Source organism: Anabaena sp. UHCC 0399 (assembly GCF_034931465.1).
GTDB classification, from domain to species: domain Bacteria; phylum Cyanobacteriota; class Cyanobacteriia; order Cyanobacteriales; family Nostocaceae; genus Trichormus; species Trichormus minutissimus.
Genome location: NZ_JAYGGZ010000014.1, coordinates 61,360 through 84,969 on the forward strand (window position 1 = coordinate 61,360; position 23,610 = coordinate 84,969).

At 41.2% G+C, this 23,610-nt stretch carries 18 protein-coding genes, 1 tRNA gene and 1 pseudogene; 7 read left to right on the top strand and 13 right to left on the bottom strand.

Annotated elements, in window-relative coordinates:
• Window positions 1–8: 8 nt before the first annotated feature.
• Window positions 9–188: pseudogene (locus tag VB693_RS10230) on the bottom strand (DUF433 domain-containing protein); the annotation flags it as partial.
• A gap of 209 nt (window positions 189–397) precedes the next feature.
• Between VB693_RS10230 and VB693_RS10235 the strand changes: the two are divergent.
• The 6 genes from VB693_RS10235 (at window position 398) to VB693_RS10260 (ending at window position 7,514) form a co-directional block, all read left to right on the top strand.
• Window positions 398–1,348, top strand: a complete 951-nt coding sequence (locus VB693_RS10235; protein WP_323266169.1) for an ABC transporter ATP-binding protein — start codon at window positions 398–400, stop codon at window positions 1,346–1,348.
• A gap of 23 nt (window positions 1,349–1,371) precedes the next feature.
• A complete protein-coding gene (locus VB693_RS10240; RefSeq protein ID WP_323266170.1) occupies window positions 1,372–3,270 on the top strand; it encodes an ABC transporter permease subunit in 1,899 nt (632 codons plus the stop codon).
• A gap of 169 nt (window positions 3,271–3,439) precedes the next feature.
• Entirely contained in the window at window positions 3,440–5,104 is a 1,665-nt protein-coding gene (locus VB693_RS10245) for a hypothetical protein (protein ID WP_323266171.1), read from the top strand.
• Between the two features lie 91 nt (window positions 5,105–5,195).
• On the top strand, window positions 5,196–5,954 hold the full coding sequence (locus tag VB693_RS10250) for an ATP-binding cassette domain-containing protein (protein WP_323266172.1): 759 nt from the start codon (window positions 5,196–5,198) through the stop codon (window positions 5,952–5,954).
• The gene (locus VB693_RS10255) at window positions 5,951–6,583 is read left to right on the top strand and encodes an ABC transporter permease (protein WP_323266173.1); all 633 of its coding nucleotides are present in this window, start codon (window positions 5,951–5,953) and stop codon (window positions 6,581–6,583) included. The genes VB693_RS10250 and VB693_RS10255 overlap by 4 nt, the downstream gene beginning before the upstream one ends.
• A 22-nt stretch (window positions 6,584–6,605) precedes the next feature.
• Window positions 6,606–7,514, top strand: a complete 909-nt coding sequence (locus VB693_RS10260; protein ID WP_323266174.1) for a glycine betaine ABC transporter substrate-binding protein — start codon at window positions 6,606–6,608, stop codon at window positions 7,512–7,514.
• A gap of 48 nt (window positions 7,515–7,562) precedes the next feature.
• On the opposite strand, the gene VB693_RS10265 is transcribed toward VB693_RS10260, so the two are convergent.
• From VB693_RS10265 to VB693_RS10295, 7 genes are all read right to left on the bottom strand, one after another.
• Entirely contained in the window at window positions 7,563–7,976 is a 414-nt protein-coding gene (locus VB693_RS10265; protein WP_323266175.1) for a secondary thiamine-phosphate synthase enzyme YjbQ, read from the bottom strand.
• A 58-nt stretch (window positions 7,977–8,034) separates the two neighbouring features.
• Window positions 8,035–9,123: a glycosyl transferase gene (locus tag VB693_RS10270; RefSeq protein WP_323266176.1), complete on the bottom strand. Its 1,089-nt coding sequence runs from the start codon at window positions 9,121–9,123 to the stop codon at window positions 8,035–8,037.
• A 33-nt stretch (window positions 9,124–9,156) separates the two neighbouring features.
• Entirely contained in the window at window positions 9,157–10,395 is a 1,239-nt protein-coding gene (locus tag VB693_RS10275) for a hypothetical protein (protein WP_323266177.1), read from the bottom strand.
• Between the two features lie 123 nt (window positions 10,396–10,518).
• Entirely contained in the window at window positions 10,519–14,451 is a 3,933-nt protein-coding gene (locus VB693_RS10280) for a DUF2157 domain-containing protein (protein ID WP_323266178.1), read from the bottom strand.
• Between the two features lie 392 nt (window positions 14,452–14,843).
• On the bottom strand, window positions 14,844–15,038 hold the full coding sequence (locus VB693_RS10285) for a heavy-metal-associated domain-containing protein (protein WP_190707743.1): 195 nt from the start codon (window positions 15,036–15,038) through the stop codon (window positions 14,844–14,846).
• 114 nt (window positions 15,039–15,152) lie between these two features.
• Window positions 15,153–15,226, bottom strand: a tRNA-Val gene (locus VB693_RS10290).
• A gap of 62 nt (window positions 15,227–15,288) precedes the next feature.
• Window positions 15,289–16,785: a hypothetical protein gene (locus tag VB693_RS10295; protein WP_323266179.1), complete on the bottom strand. Its 1,497-nt coding sequence runs from the start codon at window positions 16,783–16,785 to the stop codon at window positions 15,289–15,291.
• Between the two features lie 166 nt (window positions 16,786–16,951).
• Between VB693_RS10295 and VB693_RS10300 the strand changes: the two genes are divergently transcribed.
• Entirely contained in the window at window positions 16,952–17,728 is a 777-nt protein-coding gene (locus VB693_RS10300; RefSeq protein WP_323266180.1) for an SDR family oxidoreductase, read from the top strand.
• Between the two features lie 6 nt (window positions 17,729–17,734).
• Here the strand turns inward: VB693_RS10300 and VB693_RS10305 are convergent, their stop codons facing one another.
• The 5 genes from VB693_RS10305 to kaiC form a co-directional block, all read right to left on the bottom strand.
• On the bottom strand, window positions 17,735–18,514 hold the full coding sequence (locus VB693_RS10305) for a photosystem II S4 domain protein (protein WP_190707738.1): 780 nt from the start codon (window positions 18,512–18,514) through the stop codon (window positions 17,735–17,737).
• Window positions 18,515–18,539: 25 nt separating this feature from the next.
• A complete protein-coding gene (locus VB693_RS10310; RefSeq protein WP_190707735.1) occupies window positions 18,540–19,049 on the bottom strand; it encodes a hypothetical protein in 510 nt (169 codons plus the stop codon).
• A 158-nt stretch (window positions 19,050–19,207) separates the two neighbouring features.
• The gene (locus tag VB693_RS10315) at window positions 19,208–19,585 is read right to left on the bottom strand and encodes a hypothetical protein (protein WP_323266181.1); all 378 of its coding nucleotides are present in this window, start codon (window positions 19,583–19,585) and stop codon (window positions 19,208–19,210) included.
• A gap of 220 nt (window positions 19,586–19,805) precedes the next feature.
• Entirely contained in the window at window positions 19,806–21,929 is a 2,124-nt protein-coding gene (locus VB693_RS10320; RefSeq protein ID WP_323266182.1) for a TolC family protein, read from the bottom strand.
• A 104-nt stretch (window positions 21,930–22,033) separates the two neighbouring features.
• Window positions 22,034–23,593, bottom strand: a complete 1,560-nt coding sequence (kaiC, locus tag VB693_RS10325) for a circadian clock protein KaiC (RefSeq protein WP_323266183.1) — start codon at window positions 23,591–23,593, stop codon at window positions 22,034–22,036.
• Between the last annotated feature and the right edge of the window lie 17 nt (window positions 23,594–23,610).

Sequence of the window (23,610 nt, forward strand, 5' to 3'; positions counted from 1 at the left end):
CTTGATGATTAATTTGATTGACTTTCAACTGTCCTGCTGATTTTAATTTCACGCACTAGCTTCCTTTTTTGGTTCAAAGGAAGTTCCACAAAAACATCCCGCGCCATCTCTGCGCCGTAGGCTATACAAGCTAGGACATCTTCTCTTTCTATACTTGGATAAGCTTTCAGCACTTCTTCAATTTTTGCGCCACCAGCTAAATCTTATTTGTAATCGCCTCTAGTTCTAACATATCCATTCTTTATCATTATTTGGCTTTCCTATCTCTCTATCTAGCAATGAATTTAATTTTGTGCGATTACGTAGAGAACCTGGTTACAATTTCCGTAACGGAACTGACGAAAGCTGTAGAAAGAGGTTAGGTTAGTGTTTAAACAACAGCCGTACCCCAGCAGCTATGGTAAAAGAATTAGCAATCCGCACCTGTGGATTAACTAAGCAATTTGAACGGCACGTAGCCGTTAATGATGTTGACTTAGAAATCCAAATGGGTGAAGTATATGGACTGATAGGCCCCAATGGCGCAGGTAAAACAACTCTCATTCGGATGTTGGCAGCAGCTGAAGAACCAACTACGGGTGAGATTTATATTAACGGCGATCGCCTGCGTCGTGACAAGAGTAACCCCACCCTCAAACGTCGTCTTGGCTACCTCCCCGATGATTATCCACTGTATGAAGATTTAAATGTCTGGGACTACTTAGATTATTTTGCCCGTTTATATCGTCTGCGAGAACCACGCCGCACCCAACGCTTACACGAAGTTTTAGAACTCATCCAACTGGGTAATAAACGCCACAGTCTCATTTCTACCCTGTCGCGAGGGATGAAGCAGCGTTTGAGCCTAGCACGGACTATTATCCATGAGCCGATTTTACTGCTTTTAGATGAGCCTGTTTCTGGACTTGACCCCATTGCCAGAATGCAGTTTCGGGAAATCATCAAGGCGTTGCAAGAAGCAGGGATGACAATTTTAATTTCTTCCCACGTCCTCAGCGACTTAGCAGAACTATGTAGTTCTGTAGGCATTATGGAGTTAGGTTTTTTAGTAGAAAGTGCTTCACTCCAACATCTTTATCAACGGCTGTCTCGTCAACAAATAATTTTAACAACATTAGGTGATTTAGAGGCACTTTTAAGTGAAGTTAAACATCATCCTTGTGTAGAAGAGTGGGAAAAATTACCAGGAAAAAATAGCTTAAGAGTGAATTTCTCCGGGACACAGGAAGACTGCGCTGAATTATTGCGATCGCTAGTTAAATCTGGCTTTCCTATTACTGATTTTCACTGCATACAAGAAGACCTAGAAAGTATTTTCTTGAAACTGGGACACAAACAAGCATCTTAATTATTTAATGGGGAGATTTTCCAATGATGCTGAATTTTATCGATAAAATAGGTGACTGGAATCCTCAATTATTGAGAGAAATTAAAGGTCGTCTCAAGGTTTTTAATATAGTCATTGCTGTTTGCTTATCGCTTATTGCTCAACTGGGAATTTTTCTATATCAACTTGGTTCTTATCCTGGCGAAAAATATGCCATGTCAGGAACATACTGTAATTTAAGTGCAGGGTATCAACAACGCCTTAATTCAGTTTACCCATTAATTAATCAAGTCCAGCAAAAAATTAATTCCTATACTAGTAAGCCAAATTTTGATCCGGTAAAACTTCAGGTATTAAAAACACAACTTGCCAACTTAAAAACTGAACAGACCAAGCTTAATAAGCTTTTGTATGATACATTCTGCCCCACTGACCAAATAAATCTTCAAATATGGTGGCGAGACCACTGGGAATATATATTCTTAACTCTCAGTGTGATGTTTGTCTTTATCTTATTAGTTGCAGGCACATATTTACTCATCAATAATTTAGCTCAAGAAGATCATCGCGGCACTCTCAATTTTTTGCGTCTCACTCCTCAATCAGAGATGAGTATTTTAACAGGCAAAATGTTAGGAGTGCCAATTGTTATTTATCTCATAGTTCTAACTGCCTTACCTTTACATTTGTTGGCTGGATTATCTGCCAAATTTGCCTTTAGTCACATTCTGAGTTTTGATATAGTTCTTGTGGCTAGCTGTATTTTCTTCTACAGTTATGCACTGCTATTTGCTTTAATTAGTCGTTGGTTTAGTGGCTTTCAACCTTGGTTAGCTAGTGGTGCAGTGTTACTATTTTTGTTCATTACCCTGAATTTATCATCACACAGCACCAATATTCACAATACAGCTACGTGGTTGAGACTGTTAAGCCCCTTTGATATGATGGGTTACCTATTTGGTAACTTATTTAGTCGCTATGATCAATCATCTCTTGATAAATTACAGCTTTTCTATTTACCACTAGGTAAAAGTCTTGTGGGTTTAGTAGGCTTACATTTACTTAACTATGGTGTTGGCATTTACTGGGCTTGGCAAGCACTACAGCGTCGTTTTTGCAATCCCAATACAGCAGTTTTGAATAAATCTCAAAGTTATTGGTTTGTAGGTTGTTGTCAATTAGTTTTTTGGGGATTTACTCTACAATATACAAATAACTATTGTTCTCCTTATGTGAACAATTGCTACTACGATTTGAATCATCAAATAGGACAAAACTTTTTTATTATCGCTTTTTTTAACTTAGTTTTATTGTTTGGGATGATGGTAATTTTATCACCTCATCGTCAAGAAATCCAAGATTGGTCAAGGTATAGTTATCACCAAGTTTCTAATCGCAAATGGTTTTTGAATAATTCATGGTTAAAGGATGTAATTTGGAGTGAAAAAAGTCCGGCTTTGATAGCAATGGTTATTAACCTTTTAATTATTCTTACCCCCTTAGTAGCTTGGATTATTCTTGCCCCAGCATTAAATTTCCATCATAACAATGCCATTGATTGGGTGAATAAAATTGGCAGAATGAAAGCTATTCTATCTGTAGCCTTATTTATTAGCATGATGATGATATACACTACCTTAGCTCAACTCATGCTATTAATGAAAAATCCTAAACGCGGTATTTGGGCAATGGGAACTGTAGGTGTAGTCATGTTTATACCACCCACCATTTTAGGATTTTTAGGCATTTCACCCTCTGAAAACTCCCTAATTTGGTTGCTGTCTAGTTTTCCCTGGGTGGGGATACAAGAAGCTGCAACAATCACAGTTTTTATGGCACTTTTATCTGAGTTAACTGTTTTAACATTGTTGAACTTTAAACTCAATAGGCAGATAAAATTAGCAGGAGAATCTGCCACTCAAGCATTGCTCGCCGGACGTTAACTATATCGTTTGTAGTGTTCGCGTAGCGTCTCGTAGAGAGGACTTCAGTCCTCTCCTTATCCATGAAAGACTACGCGAATAAAATAAGGACTAAAGTCCTTACTACGAACTAAAAATCATCTGCCTGTTGCATACTTCTTGCAAACCAATTACCAAACAAGTTTTAACTATGCACACTAATTGGCTAAATCAAATCGGAGACTGGAATCCCCAACTATTAAGGGAAATTAAAGGAAGGCTAAATAAACGTAATGTGCTACTAGCAATTACTACCTCGTTATTGAGTCAGTTGGGAGTGTTTATTTATTTCCAAACTCTCTTACCGAATAGTGATCATATCTTGTATCCTAGACCTAATAGATACTGTGCAGACAAGTATTTAAATATTGCAAGTCAATGTTTTTTAGATGCTTCCGGCAATATAAATATAAACTGGCAGCTATGGTTTCAAGATACATTCACCTGCTTGAGTATGATCGGATCTTTTGCAATTCTCGTGGCGGGTAGTTATCTACTTATCCACGATTTATCTGCTGAAGAAAGACGTGATACGCTGAATTTTATTCGCTTGAGTCCCCAATCACCACAAAGCATTCTCTTCGGTAAAATGCTAGGAGTTCCCATACTTGTATATTTGGGAGTATGTATAGCGATTCCTGTACATTTGTGGTTAGGTTTAAATGCTGAAATTCCTTTGCGCTTCATTTTCAGCTTCTATGCAATTGTGATTACTACTAGCCTGGTTTACTTCAGTGGCGCACTGTTATTTAGCTTAGTTGGTTCTTGGCTAGGTGGCTTTCAAGCTTGGTTAGGAAGTAGTGCCGTTTTAGGGTTTCTCATATTAACTCGGCAAGGACTCAGAGATGAAATATCATTTGATTACCCCATTGCAGTCTTAAAGCTGATTAACCCCTACTATTTTATTCCTGGCTCAGGTTTATCTAATTTCCAGTGGTTTGCTCTACCATTAGGCAATAGTTGGGCAATAATCATTGGCTTTGCTGTATTGATTCACTTACTGGGGAGTTATTTTTTCTGGCAATCATTGCAACGTTGCTTCCGCGATCGCAATGCTACCATGCTAACTAAACAGCAGAGTTATTTACTCACTATTGCTTTCACAATTATCACCATCGGCTGTGCAAATTGGTCAAAATTAGTCTTTGGTGAGGGCAGTTATTCTTCTGCATTAACAGAAAATATGGCTACCCTGATATTTCTGAATTTGTTTTTGTTCTTGTATTTAATCGCCGCACTGACTCCCCATCGTCACACCTTACAAGATTGGGCGCGTTATCGTCATATGGCTTCTCCGCAGGGAGGTAAGCGTAAGTTAATGCAAGATTTAATTTGGGGTGAAAAAAGTCCGGGTGTAGTAGCGATCGCCATTAATGCCATAATCGCTATTAGCGGCTTAAGTTTTTTCACTCTCATCTCTTTAAGCAGTGCCACTGACAAATTCTATACCCTAATCGCGCTAATTTTTGCTAGTACTTTAGCAGCCATCTATGCAGCCTTAACCCAGCTACTTTTATTGATGAAAAATGGACAGAGGCTATTTTGGACTAACGGTATTCTGGGTGCTGTGATAATTTTACCCGTAGTCACTTTAGCCATATTATTTTCCCGTATCCAAAACCAAACTTTCTTGTGGCTATTTTCCGTAGCTGCACCTATTGTTGCTTTGTCCCCATTACGCGAATTATCAGCAATGACAAGTTTCTTCGCAATTATGGGACACACAGGTATTTTAGGTTTGTTGTTGTTCCAAATGACGCGCCAACTAAAGAAAATGGGAGAGTCGGCAACGAAAGTGTTATTGGCAAGTAGTTAATTCTATTTTTCAGAAGGGACACAGAATGGTAAAGTTTGAGGCTAAGAGGCAGCATAATTTGTCATGATTGATCTAATTACGAATTAATGTAATGCCACAAAATAACTCAGCCGCTATTGAATTCTGTGATGTTACCTTTAGCCGCAACCATCGTCCTTTGGTGTCGCGGCTCAATTTCGTTATTCATCGGGGGGAAGCGTTAGTATTACTCGGACGTAGTGGTAGCGGTAAAACTACCACTATGAAATTAATTAATCGTCTGTTTACACCCACTCAAGGGGAGGTTTTATTTGATGGTGTGCCGACAACCCAGTGGGATGAAATTAAACTCCGGCGTAAGATTGGTTATGTCATTCAAGAGACTGGTTTGTTTCCCCACTTTACAGTAGAACGTAATGTGGGTTTAGTCCCTAGTTTGGAAGGTTGGCAACCTAAACAAATTAAAACACGAGTATACGAATTATTGCAGTTGGTAGGCTTAGAACCGACACAATTCGCTAGGCGTTATCCCCACGAACTATCAGGGGGACAAAAGCAAAGAGTCGGTGTAGCCAGGGCGTTAGCAGCAGATCCACCTGTATTATTAATGGATGAACCCTTTGGCGCACTCGATCCCATTACCCGCTTAGAATTACAACAAGAATTTCGGCGGTTGCAACAGGAATTAGGTAAGACAGTGGTTTTTGTCACCCATGATATTCAAGAAGCCTTTGTTTTGGCATCGCGAATTGGGTTAATGTATGGGGGAGAATTGGTAGTATTAGGGACAAAGGATGAATTTATGCGATCGCAACATCCTGAAAGTCTGGCATTCCTGCAATGTCTGCGTTCACTGCAAGACAACTTATGAAAGATTTCTTCCTGTTTAAGTATGCTCCTGAAATCTTGCAACACACCCTGGAACATTTATTTTTAGTGGGTGTTGCCATTAGCATTGCCATCATTATCGGTATTCCTTTAGGAATTTTAATCACCCGTCAAACCCAACTGCGACAACCAATTTTAGGTGTTGCTAATATTCTCCAAACGATTCCCAGTTTGGCATTATTTGGCTTATTGATTCCTGTCCCTATCATTGGTGGAATTGGTGTTGTTCCTGCAATTGTTGCCTTAACTTTATATTCCTTACTACCAATAATTCGTAATACTTATACAGGTATAACAGGAGTAGACCCAGCAATTCGGGAAGCTGGACGAGGGATGGGGATGACAGACAGACAATTGTTATTACAGGTAGAAATTCCCTTAGGAATGGGGGTGATTTTGGCGGGGGTGCGAGTAGCGACAGTTATTAGTATTGGCATTGCAACTATTGCCGCCGCAATTGGTGCTGGAGGCTTGGGCGTATTTATTTTTCGAGGAATTTCAGTAGTAAATAATCAATTAATTTTAGCTGGGGCAGTGCCGGCGGCGGTAATAGCACTAGTGGCTGATTTATTGATTGGATGGCTAGAGAAGAAATTAAAGGTGAAAAGTTAATAATTTTGCGCCACCATGTGTTATGAAAAGATTTTTGATAGTTCTCTTATTAAGCTTTGCATTAGTGATGGCGATCGCCAGTTGCAATACCAACCCAATAAGTAGTAGCGGCGATATTATTGTAGCATCTAAAGATTTTACAGAACAAGATATTTTAGGCGAAATTTTAGCTCAACAAATTGAAGACACCACAGATTTGAAAGTAGTTCGCCGTCCTCGCTTGGGCGGTTCTTTTGTCTGCCATCAAGCAATTACTGCGGGTAAAATTGACGCTTATATTGAATATACAGGTACAGCATTTACTGGTATTTTAAAACAAGCAGTAATTAACGACCCCAAAGTAGTTTATGAAAAATTAAAACAAGCCTACGCTCAAAAATTCCAGCTAGAAGTAATGCCTAGTTTGGGGTTTGAAAATACTTTTGCCATCATGATTAGGGGAGAAGATGCCAAACGCTACAACATTCAAACCCTATCCGAAGCAGCTCAATATACACCCCAATGGCGCGGCGGTTTTGGCTACGAATTTCTAGAAAGAGAAGATGGGTTTCCAGGGTTAGCTAAAACCTATAATTTAAAATTTACCAAACCACCGCGAATTATGGACTTGGGTTTAATCTATAGAGCATTAATTCAAAAACAAGTGGATATGGTAGCAGGGAATTCCACAGATGGACAAATTGCTCGCTTGGGTTTATTCGTTCTCAAAGATGATCAACAATACTTTCCCCCTTACGAAGCCACACCAATTGTCAGACAAGAAACCTTAAAAAAATACCCCCAAGTCGAAAAAGCGATTAATCAACTAACAGGGAAAATATCCGCCGATGAAATGCGAAAACTTAATTATTTAGTAGAAGGAGAACTCCAAGATATTAAAGAAGTAGTACGCGAATTTCGTAAATCCAAAGCACTTCTCAATCCCTCTTAAAAACTCCTCTCTGGCTATAACATACCTCATTTGATGAAGAAAGCGTCATTATCCCGAAATGTGGATAACTAACTCTCGCGCATGACTGCGCTGGCGATGTTCCCAAATATAGATTCCTTGCCAAGTTCCTAAAACTAAATGACCGCGATTAATGGGGATATGTTCAGAAGTGTGAGTCAGTGCTGTGCGGATATGTGCCGGCATATCATCAGCACCTTCCGCATTATGAATATATTGTCCTGATTCTGGTACAAGTTTCGCCATGAAGTTGGCTAAATCAACTAGTACATCTGGATCGGCGTTTTCTTGAATGACTAAACTGGCGGAAGTATGGCGTAAAAATAGCGTGCAAAGTCCAGTTTCTATTCCTGATTCGGCAACTGTTGCTGCGATTTTTGAGGTGATGTTAAGGAATGATTTGCCGTTAGTAGTAATTCTTAGGAGTTTTTGGTAGTGAGTCATAAGTTGATGTTGAAAACGCAAAGGTACTCAAAGGTAAGCGCAAAGGTACGCGGAGTTTTTACACTTTTATCGACTGGAAGTAATTAATCATAGCTTGGGCGATCGCCTGATTTCCATCTTTAGCTAGTGGCTGTGATTGTTTTGGTGGTTGGAGTGGTTGATTGAGGAAGTCCCAGTCACCTTGAAAGAACTCGTCGGGTGTGACAATTTGATGCAAGTTGTAATTTACCAGTCCTTCTAAAAGAAAAGCTGCTTCCGCAAAATCATCACGGGGAATGGTGACAAGAGGGACATCGAATAGGGTAGCTTCGGAGAATGTGCCGTAGCCAGGCTTAGAAACAACCCGTCCGCAAATGGGCATAAAATCGACGGGGCGGAATTTTCGGTCATTAATTTTGATTAAATTGGGTAAATCTGGGGCAGTCTGATCAAAGACAATAAATTGCCAGTCGGGGAAATGGCGGAGGTTGTCGTAGGGAATTTGTTGTAAACCCAAACCACCGAAGGTTAACAAGATAGTTTTGTCTTGAGGTGCGGTGATGCTCCAAACAGCACGGATTTCCTCAGTCGTGTAACGGGGAGTACCACCAGTTAAACCGACATCTGTAATATTGGGGAAAGCTTGCATGGGTTCGTGAAAGGGTAAACGAAATAAGCGATCGCACTCTCCATAACACTCACTAATCCAATCAGCGATCGCCACAAATTCCCCACCCCAGTCACGGTAGATTAAATCCCAGCCAAAGTTACTCATCATCCAACAAGGTATACCTGCTTTTTGAGCAAATAGAGGCGCGAGGAAAGGAATATCTGCCAATATCAACTGCACACGATTTTGGCGAATGAAATTTACTTCGGAAGCAATTAACGAATTTTGCCGCTTTTTAATATCTAGTAATTTCGCCAAGGTGGCGTTTTTATCCATATTTAAGCTATCCGCTTGCACCACACCCAAATCAAAAGCGCGCGGACGATGGATAAAATCACCCTCTATGTAACATTCCAGCAACCACCGAGGCGCAGTAGTCACCATAATTAACAGGACTTCTGGATATAACTTTTGAATTGTTGCGGCTACAGATGCAGTACGGGTAGCATGACCAAAGCCGTGGTTGGTGATGGCTACATATAAAATTGGGCGTTTCATGTTGGGGTGTGGGGAGTCTGTACCGAACTTCAGCTAATTACTGGAATCTTGGAGACTGCCGCAATGTTTACAGTGTGGTAAATGTTTGTAAGTCAGATTATGGCAGTTTTGACATTCAACATATTGATAATAACCACAGTGGGGACAATAGGCATCATTCTGCTGAATTTTTTTTGCACATTTGACGCAGCGTGATTTTTGAACTCTGCTAACAGCCTGAAGTTTAGGGTTAAGGATAATTTTTTGAAAAAACTTGATGATGCCAAAACCAATCAAGGGAATTAACAAGATATAAACATAGCTGATGAGGAAAAGTAATCTACCCAGAACTGCACTAATAAACTCAAATATAACTTGAGAAATTAAGCCAAATTGCAGAAATTCAAAGGTTTTGAAGATTAAGGGAATAAAAAAGATCACCAACAAATGCCAACTCATCAGCGAGATGAGTCCATATCTTCTACGCTGGGAAAATTGATGTACTAATAAGGCAACAAAAATTAGTGGTAATAGAAACAAAGACTGAAAAGCCAATTGGATACTTGGATACCAAAACGATGCTTGCTTATAGCCTTGCTCAACTTTGATCAATTCATTTTCTTTCTGAAGAAAGCCTAGAAAACTAACACTTTCTGGTTGATTGATTAGTTCATTCTTTAGCAGCGAAATTTCTTGTTTTCGTTGGGAAATTTTGAGATTATTATTTTCTAATTCTTGTTTAGCTTTTGCGGCACTGACTTGATTAATGGATTGCCCAGGAGTTTGTCCGGCAATCTTTTCTAAGAGTGTAGAGTCATACTGAGCGCGAATCTGATTATTAGATTGTTGAAAATTATTAATTTGTACTTGTTTCTGATCAATGGTTTTTATGGTTTGCTGATTTTTGGAGTTATTAATCTTATCTTGGGATTCTGCATACTGTAAACAAGTGGGTGAAACTTTTCCTAGATGACCTGCTTCAGCTTGCTGATATATTTCTGATCGGCTAGGTTTATTGTTACTATCAAATCGCAATGATAGTCTGACAATTTCATAGTTTTTATCTTTAGTAGTTTGTTTGCTGTAACTTTGCCATTCGGAATAGCAGGGATAAGCTTGTGTGGGGCTGAGATGCCATCTACTAATATCATCCAGTCCTGTAAAAACGTTGATTAAGATAAAAATATCAATCAAGATAATCACAATCAAACTTACCCTATTCAAAGGTTCATTGTTGATTTTTCTTGACTTATTAAAAAATCGGTTGAATATTCGGCGGATGTTGGTAAACATATTTTTTAAAAAGGTTCTGATATTAATGAATTAACTTAGGTTTAAAAGTTTGTAGTAAGCACTAAAGTGCTTAAAAAAATTAGGACTAAAGTCCTTACTACGAACTTGCAACTTGACGCAATATTATTGCCACTCCTCAAATTCGTTATTGGTATTACGTAGCAATGAAGTGATTTTAGTGCGGTGGGTTTCAAAGTTAGCGGCGATGGAAATTAGAGCAACACCAACTAGTAACCCAACTACCCATTTGAGGAAGGGGTAGCGCAAGCTAAATATTACTAGTTGATAAATACTGGTGATGAAAAAGGCGGTTGTGCCAACGTAAAGAAATGCCCGCACACGTAAGGCTAACCCAGCAAAAATAGTAATCAGGGCAAATCCTCCCGGTATCAAGGGGGTGTTTTGATAAAATACGATTGCCCAGCCGCAAATTATACCACTGCTGATTAATCTTAAAGTGTGACGGGGTAGTTTATTTTCTGGCTGTTGCATTGGGGGGTCTACTTGGGCAAGATACAGCAGTGATAAACCAATGACTGTCACATACCATAAGGAATCCAGGCGTAAGCTATCGAACCACAAAAACAACGCCCAATCTATCAAAACCACACTAATATATGTGAACCGAATATTTTCCCCTAACTTGGCTAGAAAAACATAGTATGCAGCCGCTATTACCAAGGTAATCGGGTAAACTTCTAGTCTAGTTTCCGCCAGAATGACTAGGGGGACAATATAAGCGGCTAGTTGCCAAGGTTGTTTAGACCAGCCCCAACGCTGCCAAGGTAGACTGTATAAGAAGTAAGCAAATATGCAGGCGATCGCACCATTCCAAGGTACTAACGCCCCGGTAATAAACTGTCCGACGGCGGTTTCTCGCCAATAAACCCTCATCCCAGCTATTAATAAGAACCCCAGGTACACCCAAAAGTCTGCTGTGGGGATGCGTCCAAAGACTAGGGTGTCATTTTCGTTAGCAGATTGTTTACCTTGCAAGATGGCATAGGAAATCAAAAATGCCCCTGTTCCTAAACCCACCATACGGTTAACTTGAATAGGTAGGACAATTGCCATCATGAGTAAGCCGCTACTCCAAACCCAGTGTAGATGGGCAATACCTTTGAGTTCTTGGGGGGTGAGGCGTAACCATGTTATCAGCCACGGGGTGAGGACGCGGTAGACTGACATGATAGTCGTACCCAGGGCAGCCATTGCAATTAAGCCGTCTCCTAAACCACCGCCAGAGGCTTGTAACATTTGATAGAAGAGGAGTTCATAGGCAGAGATAGAAATGCCGATAATCCCCAAATACAGCAAGGGTTTTAAATCACGGGTGCGTCGTCCTACCCCAACAAAGATTAATGCTACACCCAAAGAAGCCAACCCCGACCAATTTGTAAAGATATTTACCCGCAGCAATACACTAAATGCACCATAAATCAAGGGTAAAACGTGGAAGCTGCTGGGTAGTCGAGTTAATTGAAATCTGCGCCGCCACCATTCGCCCAAAATCTGCGAGAATAAACCCAAGGCAATATTAGCGATCGCCACACGAATAATTGAATGTTCCCCAAAGCCCAACACTTCGGCAACTAATAACTCTACACCCCAACCGATGCCATAAAATGCCCAGTTTGTGGGTTGTTGCCAACTACGATAAATAATGGCTGCTAAGGTGATGGTTGTGGCGATTAAATACCAAAATCCGGGAGTGACAGAACCCTGATACACTAAGGACGAATGTAGGGTCATTAAGAATAACTCTACAGTGCATAGTGCGATCGCCCATTTATCACTAGCGGCTGCATACATCTCCGCTAATTCATCATCTTGTCGTAATAGTATTGTTCGTCCTAACCATAAGCTGAAAGTAGCGATCGCACCGACAACAAACCACCCCGGTATGGCTAGGCGTGCTAAACCAGGGATACCTTCCCACAGCAACGCCGTGATGAAACTTAAACCAAAGCCAATGGTGACACCGGCACATTCTTGGCTGAATAAATAGCGGGTGTTGGCATACATCACACCAGTACCCACACCCAAACCAATTAATCGCATTCCTGGAAGGGGTAAGGTGAGTAACTGCGCCGCACACACCGTCAGAACACCCAAGAAACTATTTGTAGTCAGGCGTTGAGTTGTCCGACTAGCTAAAACTGTGAGTGCGATGGGTGTAGTTAACCAAATTACTCCCCAATAGTCTTGGCTGTTAATGACTCCTGTCCAAGCTGATTCCGCGTTTGTCCACAGCAACAAGAAACTCACGGCTGCAAGTGCAAATCCCATATGCCATGCACTACGCCGCCATAGTTCATTTTGACCTAACCCCCTATCACCAAGGCTAAATCCCCACTCTGCTAGCATCAGGACTAATAAAATACTTGCCCACAGATGAAAAGCTAGATTTGGGAATAGCCAATCAATCCCCGAACAAAATGTCAGCACTCCCATTGTGTGAGTCAGGTACACCAAGGGAATAGGGAGAGGAGAACGCCGTTTGCTGACGACTGCCAGAGTGATGGTAGAAGAGAGAAAATTGAGCGATCGCAAGGTAGGATTAACGGTAGCGATCGCAGTTAAACAAGCCCCAAATAACAGGGTGATAAATTCGCCAAATTGTGCTGTTTCTCGCTTACGGGCTTGGTGTAAAATCTCCGTCACCACCACCATGAACACTAGGTAGGGAAATAACACCACACTCAATAAAGCCCAAGGTTCATTTTGCGATTGGGTGAGTTGCGTTCCCACCGTGATAGCTAATTGCTGTAAACCAGAGGGAACTAGCCGCCAACCCAACCAAATCGCCTGCAAGCCAATGACAAAGAATAATAATAAATCAATCTGTAAATTATATCTGTGCAACCGGACTGTCACCGCCCACAAAGCCAAGCCACTCACAGCTATAGCTTGGGCTGGATAATTAAATACTGCTACCAACCACCCCAAAAATAGCAAAATCCCGCCCAGTCTTTCCCAAATCACATCCGCTTGCAATACAGGAGCATTATTTTCCCTCGCTCCCTCGCTCCCCTGCGTCCCTGCGCTCTTACTTCCCTGCTGTGCCAACCAAGTTCCTAACCAACCACAAATCCCAATAGCTAAACCTAATTGAGTAACATCAACCCTAGCAACAAATATTCCTCGTCCTAGTAAGAGTAATAAAGCATAAATAATTACAGACGCATATAAATTAATCCCTAATCCCGGTGGTTGTGCCTCTGGTGGTGTAGGTGGCTGGCGGCGATGTTGATACAGCGTCAGGATAGTCGTACCTACCATTGCCACATAAATCGCCGTCAGGGGAAATAAGGGTAATTGCCAACCCCAATGCAGATAAGTCAATCCCAAAATATTGAATAGAGGTAACTTGCCTCTGGGTGCATTGGTGATGAGTGTGCGATTTTTACATAAAATAACCGTAATTATGGTTAGAATTGGAGATGCGATCGCCACTGTCAACCAGTCTAAGGGATTACGCCACAACCCGAAGCTATCCATTGCCCAAAAGTTAATCGGCACTAACAACAGGGTGACAATCAACAATGTCTGAGCCGTTAATCTCAAGTTATTTTGTTTACCAGCCCAAAAACTTAAACCCCAAAAAGTCAAAGTATAAGCAAATAACACTCCATACTGTCCCGAAGCTGGGAATCGCTCCCACTGACTCGCCGCCAACACCCCAGAAGATAAGACTACTAAAAATACACCCAAAAACAGCAGCCAACGGACGCTTAATTCTGCCCCCAAAGACTGCAACATTTGGTTAGCAAAATTGGGTTTTGCTGGTTTTTTGGGTTTTTTGGGTTCTTCAGGTAGATAGGCAATTAATGGCTGTTCTAATCTCCTAGGGGATGCAGCTACTAGCTGTAGTTCAGGCTCAACCTGGGGTTGTAACTCCACTCGACAGGAAAGAAATTCTCGACATACTTGTCTAACTTGGATATCGGATATTAAACCCAAGCGCAACCATATATCCAACCCTGCCAATAACTCAGGATGGTTGGAAGATATTTTTAATTCAATTTTAGGCGGATGCTCAAAGGGCGATGACATAAGCCGGAGGGGGTTTAGTAGAGATACTTAAATCTTCATTCGATTACAGTATAGTTATGCGCTTACTATGCCAGTTATTTTACTGACCGATAGTAATTAAGATTTGCTGAAAAATAAAGAAAAGGTGACAGTCTCTAGATTATCAGACTAGAGAAGTATATTCAGGTGTAAGACAAACCCTAATTATTGAGGTGGTATAAATATTTTCTAATAATCAAGAATCTCAATTCCCAATACGGTTCGGATAAGATAATTTGCCAAAATAATAACGCCTGTAGAGACGTTACACTGCAACGTCTCTACCCACCCATAAGGTTAACTGAACCGTATTGTCCCGATTCCTTGCAGAAATCGGGATTCTCAAATTTGGCGTAAATATGTCGTCGAAAAAATTAGCTGGCGGGATAGCCCGCCGCAGCTAGAGCATCCTTGATAGCAGTTGCTGATGCTTGTGACTCTACATTAACCAGCTTAGTCTGAGGGTCTGCCTGGACGATCGCCTCAGCATCAACTGTTTTGACTGCATTAGTAATCTTGCCTGCACAAACAGAACAAGCCATGTTGGGAACTGTGAGTTGAATTGTCATAGGTTTACGGAAATTTAATAATCTGCGCTTTAATCATATCTATGCCATAGATACGATTAAAGTTCAAATAGCAACATAGACAGATAATTGATGCATCTGTACAACAGGTTATAATGGACGTAACTGGATTCGAACCAGTGACCTCTACGATGTCAACGTAGCACTCTAACCAACTGAGCTATACGTCCTTACCACACGATTTATCATCATAGCATATTTTTATTATCAAGCAAATATTTGTTTTTGCTCCCTACGGCTGAAGTCGTTTCTTGGCTTGTGATATGAGTGTTTGTGCTTCTGCGTAGGCTGTTGTCCCGGACTTCACGGTACTTAGCTGGTTGATAATCCCCTGGATTTGCGATTGAAACTGCTGTTGGTCGGAGGGAGGAGCAGCAATCAATCTCTGGATTTCATTATTAGCCTGTTTCAGCGATGATTGCGACTCTATCTCAGATTGCAGTCGAGTCTCGATAATGCCTAAATTAGTTTGATAGGTCGCTAATAACTTCTGGGCTTCTAAATAACCAGGTTCTTCTACCCGAATTGTTTGCAACTGCTCAATAGCTGTTGACCACAATTTAGTAATTTGTTTCCATTGAGTATCTGTATGGGGTGGATTTTGGGCAGATTTAGCGGCTGCAAGGGCAAATTGTTTTGCACCCTCAATTAATTTACTGCTGCGGGGGTCAACGATACCTTGAATTTTGCTTTGGTAGCTGACTAATAATTTTTGGGCTTCTACATAGCGGGGATTTTCTAAAGGAACTTGATTAATGCGGTTAATAGCCTGTTGCCATAATTCCGATGCAGCTTTTGGCTGAGTTGGCTTGGCTTGTTCGGCTGCTAGGTCAAATTCTTGGGCGGCTGTGATGAAATTACCGATACGTGCGTTCTCAAAATCACGTTTGTATGCGTTCAGTTTAGTTCGTGCTGTCTTTGCTGCTAGTGTTTGTTGGGGAATTTGTTCTAATTGGTCTATTCCTTCTTGCCAAATTGCGATCGCTTTTTCTCTATCTTTAGTATTAGTAGCTTGTTCATATTGCTGCTTTGCGGCTTTTAGTGTTTGTTCGGCTTGGGAAAGTGGGACTAAAGCGTTTTTATCTTGAAATACTATGGCTTCTATCCTCCCTACCCGTTGACGTGCTATTTCAAACTCATCTACAGTAAACCGCCAGGTACAGCCAAATAAATTACAGTAAGCCTGGGGATAATACCCTAAAAACCAGACTGGTAAATTATCTAAATTTCGTTTTGCGGCTTTGACTTTTTCACCACCACGTTCAATATCTGCTGGACTAGTAGCTTTATTAATTAATTGGTCTGCTTGTTCCAGGTTGTGAATTGCTCCCCGATAGTGATAATCCATATTGATATAACTAGGCAATAGTAGGATGGGTACAGTTTTCGCCACAGGCCAGCGAATCATCGGATAAGGCAAATTCACCACCCAAAGCACCCCAGCTGCACCACCTACAAGAATCGCTACCCACTTGATTTTATTAAAAATACCAGGCGGTTGATTGGCTTGTGCAGCTTGTTTCAGAATTTTCTCGCTGAATTGTGGATATATGTCCACAACTGTTTCACGCAGTTCATCTAAACCAACTGGAGAGCCTTTTTCTGTCCGCAGTTGTTCTAACCGTTTAATAACTATTTCTTGTTCGATTTTACTCACTTGGTCATCACCACTGCATTTCTGCACTTCCGCTAGCAGTAGTTTCCAGGCTTTTTTATTAAGGCGATACATAGATATAAGCTGTAACTTATCAATCTAGTATTCCCATTAATTGTGAGAAAAATCACCAAAATTTACCACAGTCAAATAATCAGACTCATCAATACAGATAAGTAAAATCTCGAAAAACTATTGCTAAAATTTATAAGTCTTATAATAAAAACTTGATAGTTATAGAATGTCAACTGCTTTAATTACCGGTGCATCAGGTGGTATTGGTAGAGCCTTTGCCCAAGAATTAGCTGCACGTCAAACAAATCTAGTTCTCGTTGCTCGTTCAGAAGCGAAGCTACACCAGCTTGCTCAAGAATTACAAGAGCAATATAAAATCCAAGTGGATGTAATAGTTAAAGACCTTACAGAAGTCGATGCGACTGCGGCTGTATTTGATATCACAAAAACTAAGGGATTAACAATTGATTTATTGATTAACAATGCTGGTTTTGGTGACTATGGGGATTTTGCCAAAAGCGATCGCGATCGCCAAGTTAAGATGGTGCAGTTAAATGTTTTGGCATTGGTAGATTTAACCCATAAATTTTTGCCTCTCATGCGTCAACGTGGTTCGGGAAACATTATTAATGTTGCTTCTATCACGGCGTTTCAACCGATCCCTTACCTTTCTGTTTATGCCGCTACTAAGGCTTTTATCGTTAGTTTTAGTGAAGCATTATGGGCAGAAAATCGTGAATATGGTGTACGTGTTTTAGTCACTTGTCCAGGACCAACAGAAACAGAATTTTTTACGGAGGCTAATTTTCCTCCAGCTTTGGCGGAAACCACAAATAAGGTGATGACTTCTGAAGAAGTTGTGCGTCACTCCCTCAAAGCTTTAGAAACCGGAGAGCCAACGCTGATTGTTAGTGATTTTAGTACGCAACTGAGAAGTTTAGTCGCTCGATTAGTTCCCCGAAAAACTTTGTTAAGTATGTTGGCTAAACATTTTAATGTTTAAGATACTTCACATATATCTTGTTAATTGAACGCGGTAGCGTTCTTTTTTAGTGACGGCTATTTCCCCAACTTCTAAGCGTCCTTTACCGCGAATGGCGATTAAGTCACCGGATTTAACGTGAGAACTGGCTTGAGTAACTTCTTTCCAATTTACACGCACATCACCGGAATCAATGAAGTCTACCATTTTACTGCGAGACATCCCAAAACCAGCAGAGGCGATCGCATCTAACCTTAAGGAAGCTTCTACAGTTGTTAATTCTTTCTTCTTCGGTTCGCGGATTTTTAACTCGCTCAAATCAATCGGCTGGGTTTTGACAGGAACAGAACGCACCTGTTGAAGACTCATCGTCAAGAATTCTGCCAACTCTGGTACAACTATTGCTTGCGCTCCCCGTTCTCCTAAAACAATAATGTCTCCAGTTTTTTCTCTGACAATACCTGTCCCTAGCATTGCGCCGAGAAAGTCGCGGTGTGTCGCTGAATCAAATAAGAAATTCCCGGCTATTTCTAGTGCTATTAAACTGACTTGAGATTGATCTAAAGGTAACTCAGAACGGGCGATCGCTACTCTTTGGCGTTCAGCTTGCGGATATCCACCCCAAGCCAATAGTTGCACGTCTGTTAACCGACTAAACACCCGTTGCATTTCTGCCAATTCGGGAGGGGACAGAAAATCTGTCATCACCACTTCCCAAGTTTTAATTGCTTGTTCTGCTTGGTCAATTACACGAGCTAGACTATCTCGATTTTCAACACCCTTTAACAATTCTTCTCGTGGTAGCATTCTTAAAATGTAAACTATTATTCATTTAATACACAGTAGTGGTGTCAGCGTAACCTTGGATATTTTCTGGTTCAAACTGACGTAATATCCGAGTTGATTGTCGGGAGAGAGCTTCAGAACCCTGAACTACAACCAGATACTTACCAGCATCTAAACGATTACGGTAGGGTAAAGCATCACCACTACCCACAACCAAGCCAACTCCTCCCCCCACAAATACGCTACCCATAGCACCACTAGCAGCACCCAACAGGCCACCAATGACGTGATTACCAATTTCACCAGCCCAGGCGAAGGTGTCTAAACCCGTACTCAGACTAAAGGTAAAACCTGCAAAAAAGCCAAACGGTACTAGCCAATAAGCCATGAGTTGTGCTTGTTTTTTGGCTTGAGCATTGGGGTCAATTAAACCAAATTCGTCGGCAGTTTTATAACCTTTACCCAAAATTGTGCTATTTATGCCTTCTTCTTCTAACGCTAAGTAAGCAGCCTCAGCTTGGATACGGTCTGGTAGTACTGCAACAAGGTAATTCATTGATACGATAGTATTTTTCTTATGGAAGTTTTGCCCTAATTACCAGCGTATCAGGATTTATTGCTGATTGGGTGTTAGGCATTGGGATGAACTTTTCCCATTGGCCATTCCCCAGAAATTATTTAATTTTGAATTTTGAATTGATTTGTCCCCATTCCCTACCTCAACTTGTCCATTGGCTCACAAAATTTATCTACACCTTGCTTGAGGACGTACATTAAAACTGGTGTGGCTAAAATTTTGGGAAATGTAGGTATTGTTTTGAGATGTGTCACCATCTCTTTGATTGAGCCGTTTTGTAAGTCTTGTCTAAATTCTTGTTCGCAAATCACAGCACGCCACCTTTTAGCCAAATCACCCAGCCACTCGGAATTAGCTTGTTCTGGTTGTTGTCCGGCTTTAATCGCTAAAGTCATTGCTGCATCTTCTAAATCTCCTTCACAGTCCTCAATCAATTCTAGGGCTTCCATCGCCCCTTGATCATCTACCAATTGAGAACGAAATATGGCAATTTCTTGTGATGTGACTGTAGTCATGAGTTTTGATAAATAGTCATTAGTCAATAATCTTATATGTAATCTGCTTTGATTTTTGAACTTACTTGTGTAGGTGACAGGTGACAGGTGACAGAGAGGGAAGCAGGGAAGTAGAGGAGAGAAGCTAATGACTTGGATTATTGCTCGACAAAATGCTGAGTCCTAAGTAGTAAGTTAGACAACTCAGGACTCAGCACTCAATACTCAATACTCAGCACTCTTATTGAGTATTAACTAAATCAGATAACGCTCTGGAGGTGACAGATCGTCGTAAATCAGCCAAGGCTCGGTTGTAATCTAAAATCGCGGTGATGCGATTACCTTCGGCTCTAGTTAGTTCGTTTTCGGCGTTAATCACATCTGTTTGAGTACCTACACCAGCTTGGAATCGCAATCGCGCTAAACGTAGTGATTCCTGAGCTTGCTGTAAGGCAGCGTTGGCAGTTTGGACATTCTCTAGGTTAGCTTGCTGTGTGAAAAATGCTTGTTCTACTTGAAAGCGGATTTGGTTGCGCTGTTCGGCAAATTGGGTTTCCGCGATCGCAATATTTTTCCTGGCTTGGGCTGCTCTAGCTCTGGAAGCCCCGCCATCAAACAAGTTCAAACTAGCTCTAACTCCAAAAGAATAACCGTCAGTAACGCTGACCCCGTCGTCAAACTGATCTAACAGGTTGTAGTTAGCGACTAAGCTGACTTGTGGCCCCAGATTAGCTAGTGCCTGCCGTCGCTGTTGTTCGCTAATGTTACGTTGTGCTAGTTGCTGTTGCAGTTCGGGACGATTTTGATAGGCTAATATGATGCTTTCTTCTAGGGACTTATTCCAAGCACTTGCTGCTTCTACTGGGTCTGCGGTACTGATGTTTACTACCTGGGGTAAGCTCAACAGAGTTGCTAAGGTACGGCGGGCAATTTGCTGCCGAGACAGAGAATTAGTTAGTTCTTGTCTAGCATTAGCTAAGTTTACTTCTGAGCGCAGCACATCAAACCGCGTTCCTACACCAGCTCTTTCTAATGCTTGGGCATCTCGTAAACTGGCTTGGGAATTTTCCACAGCTGATTGAGCAATGCGTACCCGTTCATCTGCTTCTTGTAAGTTGTAATATTCCCTGGAAACATTCCTCTGGATTTCTTCAGACTGGCTCTCTACAGCCAACTCACTCAACCGAATCCGTTCCTCTGCCTCTTTGATGCTAGCGTTCCGTCTGCCAGAGGTGTAGATGTCATAGCTCAATTGTGCTTGACCGTTGAAGGATGTACCGGGTTCATCGGAGTTAGAAACCAACCCCCGATTTCGATTGGCTTCGTCTTGGAGTTGTCCGCCAGCAGATTGGCTACGGGTGATATCACTACTGATAGAAAGATTAGGATACAAAGCCGCCTGAGCTTCTTTTAATACCGCTTGCGATCGCTCCAGTTCCAACAAAGACACCTGTAAATCCCGATTATTCCGCCGCGCTATTTCTAGAGCCTGTGTCAAAGTAATTGGCTGATTTCCCTGGATTGTAACTTCCTCGGTTTTGGTAGGAAATTGCAAGGGATTAGCGTTAGGAGTTAGATTATCTGGGACTTGTTGAGTATTAGTCTCAGATATAGGCGTTTCTGTTGTTGGTTCAGTGGTAGTATCTTGGGCGAAATCAACAGTTTCTGGGGTAGTAGTTCTTGGGGGGATTGGATCGCTATTTTGAGCTAGCTGCTTTCCAACCCAATTAGATTGAGGACAGTTTGTTGCTAAAATCAGCGTTGCCGAAGTCCCTGTCTGTAGAGAACAACTGTTTGATGCCAACAATCTTGCTGCACCTGCACCCCTTACAGATGCTTGTAAAGCTATTGGTAACTGAGTTCTGAGATTTGTTGGCGGTGCTGGGTTTTGAAGAGAAGTAGTAATCGGCACTACTGTCTTAACTAACTCTGGATTACCACTAGCTAAGTTAGTTTGTTTTTGATTGTTTTTAAACCGATTCTGTTTAAGTCTTTGGATCAGATCGCGATTAGGTGACGCGCTGACAATTTCAACATCATCTTTTAGAGATTTTTGTTCAATGGCAATACCAGTGTTTTCTGTCAAGATAACTGGATTAGTCTTACTACTTAAAGACCGTAACTTCAGTGCTGACAAATCAAAATTGTCAATGATCTCTGGAGAACCTGGGACTGTATTTGATGGTATTAGTGTCCGAATACTGCCTGCTACCAAGGTTTGACTATCGTTAGAAGTCAAGACACTAGGAGAAGACGCTAGTTGTACACTACTTACCTTCATGGCCTCAGCCACAGCTGGCTGAGTGGTTAATACAGCTGCTGTCACACCAGGCAAGAAACTATAAAGTAATTTTTGTCCTTTCACCGCATCCCCTCACACGAAAATCAATCTGGCGGCAGAAAACTTTTCTTCACAACAGAATATAGCACGATACTAAATTAAAGAAGGAATATAGTACGATACCAAATCTAAGAATCCGAACCCTGTTTATCTTCAAAACGCTTCATTATGCGAGAAAGCTCCGCCTTTTCATCAATGCTAACGCGGGTAGGCGCACCACTTACAATTCTTTCATAGTTACGGAAAGAATCTTTAATATCGGGACCGTCGGCAGTGATATTGTATTCACGAATACCTTTGTCATGCCATGAGCCTCGCATTTTAAATACGTTGATTGCTCGTGACATTTCTCCACGGATTTCGACATATTGTAGCATTAAAATTGTGTCTGTGATTGTGGAAATATGGGAATCTGTAATTGAATGTGACCCCATAAATTGATCTGTGGTGTTAGTAAAGAAACCAGTGATTTCTTCTTGTTTAGCATACCCAGTCACACCAATCACAAATTGTCTAAAGGCATTATTACTGACTCCTCTTGCCATAGCCGAAAGAGAATCAATGGCAATGCGTGCTGGTTTAAACTCAGCAATTTCTGATTTAATAATTTGCAGGTGATCTTCTAAACCAGTAGATTCGGGATAAGTACAAATAATTTTGAGTAATCCTTGACGTTCTAATTCTTCAAAATCAATTCCCCAAGAATAAGCATTGCGAGATAGTTGAGCGCGTGATTCTTCATAAGCAAATAATATAGCCCGTTCACCATTGACGCAGCCATTCTGGATAAACTTGCTTACCAGTAGTGTCTTACCCGTACCTGTTGCGCCTGTGGCTAAAATAATTGAATCTTTGAAGAAACCACCTCCACACATTCCATCTAGAGTTTTGACTCCAGAAGAAACACGGACGTTAGATGACCTTTGTGTGAGGCGCATCGCACCTAATGGGAAGATGTTCACCCCTTCATTGGTAATAGTGAAAGGATACTCTCCTTTCATGTGAGTTGTACCGCGCAATTTGAGAATTTCAATGGTGCGGCGACGACGTTCTCCTTCCAAAACGTTGCGGACAATGACCACATTATCCGACACAAATTCTTCTACCCCAAAGGAAGCTACAGAGCCATATTCTTCACTGCGTTCTGTGGTAATGACTGTAGTTACATTTAGTTGTTTTAACCGTGCAACTAGACGAAAAATTTCCCGGCGGACTACTCCAATGGCTTCATACTGTTGAAATACTGCTGTAATGGAGTCAATTGATACTCTCTTAGCTTTGTATTTGCGAATGGCGTACTGCAATCTCTCAATCAAGGCGGAAAGGTCAAAGTTCCCGACAATATCTTGACCTTCTGGATCTGGGGAAGCATCGAGAATAAAAAGTTTACCCTCATTAATTAAACGTGGCAAATTCCAGCCAAAAATATGAGCATTTTTAATAATATCGCTGGGAGCTTCTTCAAATGTAACAAATACTCCCGGTTCATCAAAGTAAGTAATACCATTATAGAGAAACTGTAGAGAGAATAATGTTTTACCTGTACCTGATGTGCCACTTACTAAGGTAGTTCTTCCCACAGGTAAACCACCATGACTAATATCGTCAAAACCCTCAATCATCGTGCGAATTTTTTCTACGCCACCACCAGATGTAGGCTTTTGTTCTTGTTGTTCTTTCTCACTCATTGTTTTTTATAAATGGG

Bases quoted from the DNA above. Each gene is read 5' to 3' on its own strand.
- VB693_RS10235 (WP_323266169.1), top strand. From the start codon at position 398: ATGGTAAAAGAATTAGCAATCCGCACCTGTGGATTAACTAAGCAATTT.
- VB693_RS10240 (WP_323266170.1), top strand. From the start codon at position 1,372: ATGATGCTGAATTTTATCGATAAAATAGGTGACTGGAATCCTCAATTA.
- VB693_RS10245 (WP_323266171.1), top strand. From the start codon at position 3,440: ATGCACACTAATTGGCTAAATCAAATCGGAGACTGGAATCCCCAACTA.
- VB693_RS10250 (WP_323266172.1), top strand. From the start codon at position 5,196: ATGCCACAAAATAACTCAGCCGCTATTGAATTCTGTGATGTTACCTTT.
- VB693_RS10255 (WP_323266173.1), top strand. From the start codon at position 5,951: ATGAAAGATTTCTTCCTGTTTAAGTATGCTCCTGAAATCTTGCAACAC.
- VB693_RS10260 (WP_323266174.1), top strand. From the start codon at position 6,606: ATGAAAAGATTTTTGATAGTTCTCTTATTAAGCTTTGCATTAGTGATG.
- VB693_RS10265 (WP_323266175.1), bottom strand. From the start codon at position 7,976: ATGACTCACTACCAAAAACTCCTAAGAATTACTACTAACGGCAAATCA.
- VB693_RS10270 (WP_323266176.1), bottom strand. From the start codon at position 9,123: ATGAAACGCCCAATTTTATATGTAGCCATCACCAACCACGGCTTTGGT.
- VB693_RS10275 (WP_323266177.1), bottom strand. From the start codon at position 10,395: ATGTTTACCAACATCCGCCGAATATTCAACCGATTTTTTAATAAGTCA.
- VB693_RS10280 (WP_323266178.1), bottom strand. From the start codon at position 14,451: ATGTCATCGCCCTTTGAGCATCCGCCTAAAATTGAATTAAAAATATCT.
- VB693_RS10285 (WP_190707743.1), bottom strand. From the start codon at position 15,038: ATGACAATTCAACTCACAGTTCCCAACATGGCTTGTTCTGTTTGTGCA.
- VB693_RS10295 (WP_323266179.1), bottom strand. From the start codon at position 16,785: ATGTATCGCCTTAATAAAAAAGCCTGGAAACTACTGCTAGCGGAAGTG.
- VB693_RS10300 (WP_323266180.1), top strand. From the start codon at position 16,952: ATGTCAACTGCTTTAATTACCGGTGCATCAGGTGGTATTGGTAGAGCC.
- VB693_RS10305 (WP_190707738.1), bottom strand. From the start codon at position 18,514: ATGCTACCACGAGAAGAATTGTTAAAGGGTGTTGAAAATCGAGATAGT.
- VB693_RS10310 (WP_190707735.1), bottom strand. From the start codon at position 19,049: ATGAATTACCTTGTTGCAGTACTACCAGACCGTATCCAAGCTGAGGCT.
- VB693_RS10315 (WP_323266181.1), bottom strand. From the start codon at position 19,585: ATGACTACAGTCACATCACAAGAAATTGCCATATTTCGTTCTCAATTG.
- kaiC (WP_323266183.1), bottom strand. From the start codon at position 23,593: ATGAGTGAGAAAGAACAACAAGAACAAAAGCCTACATCTGGTGGTGGC.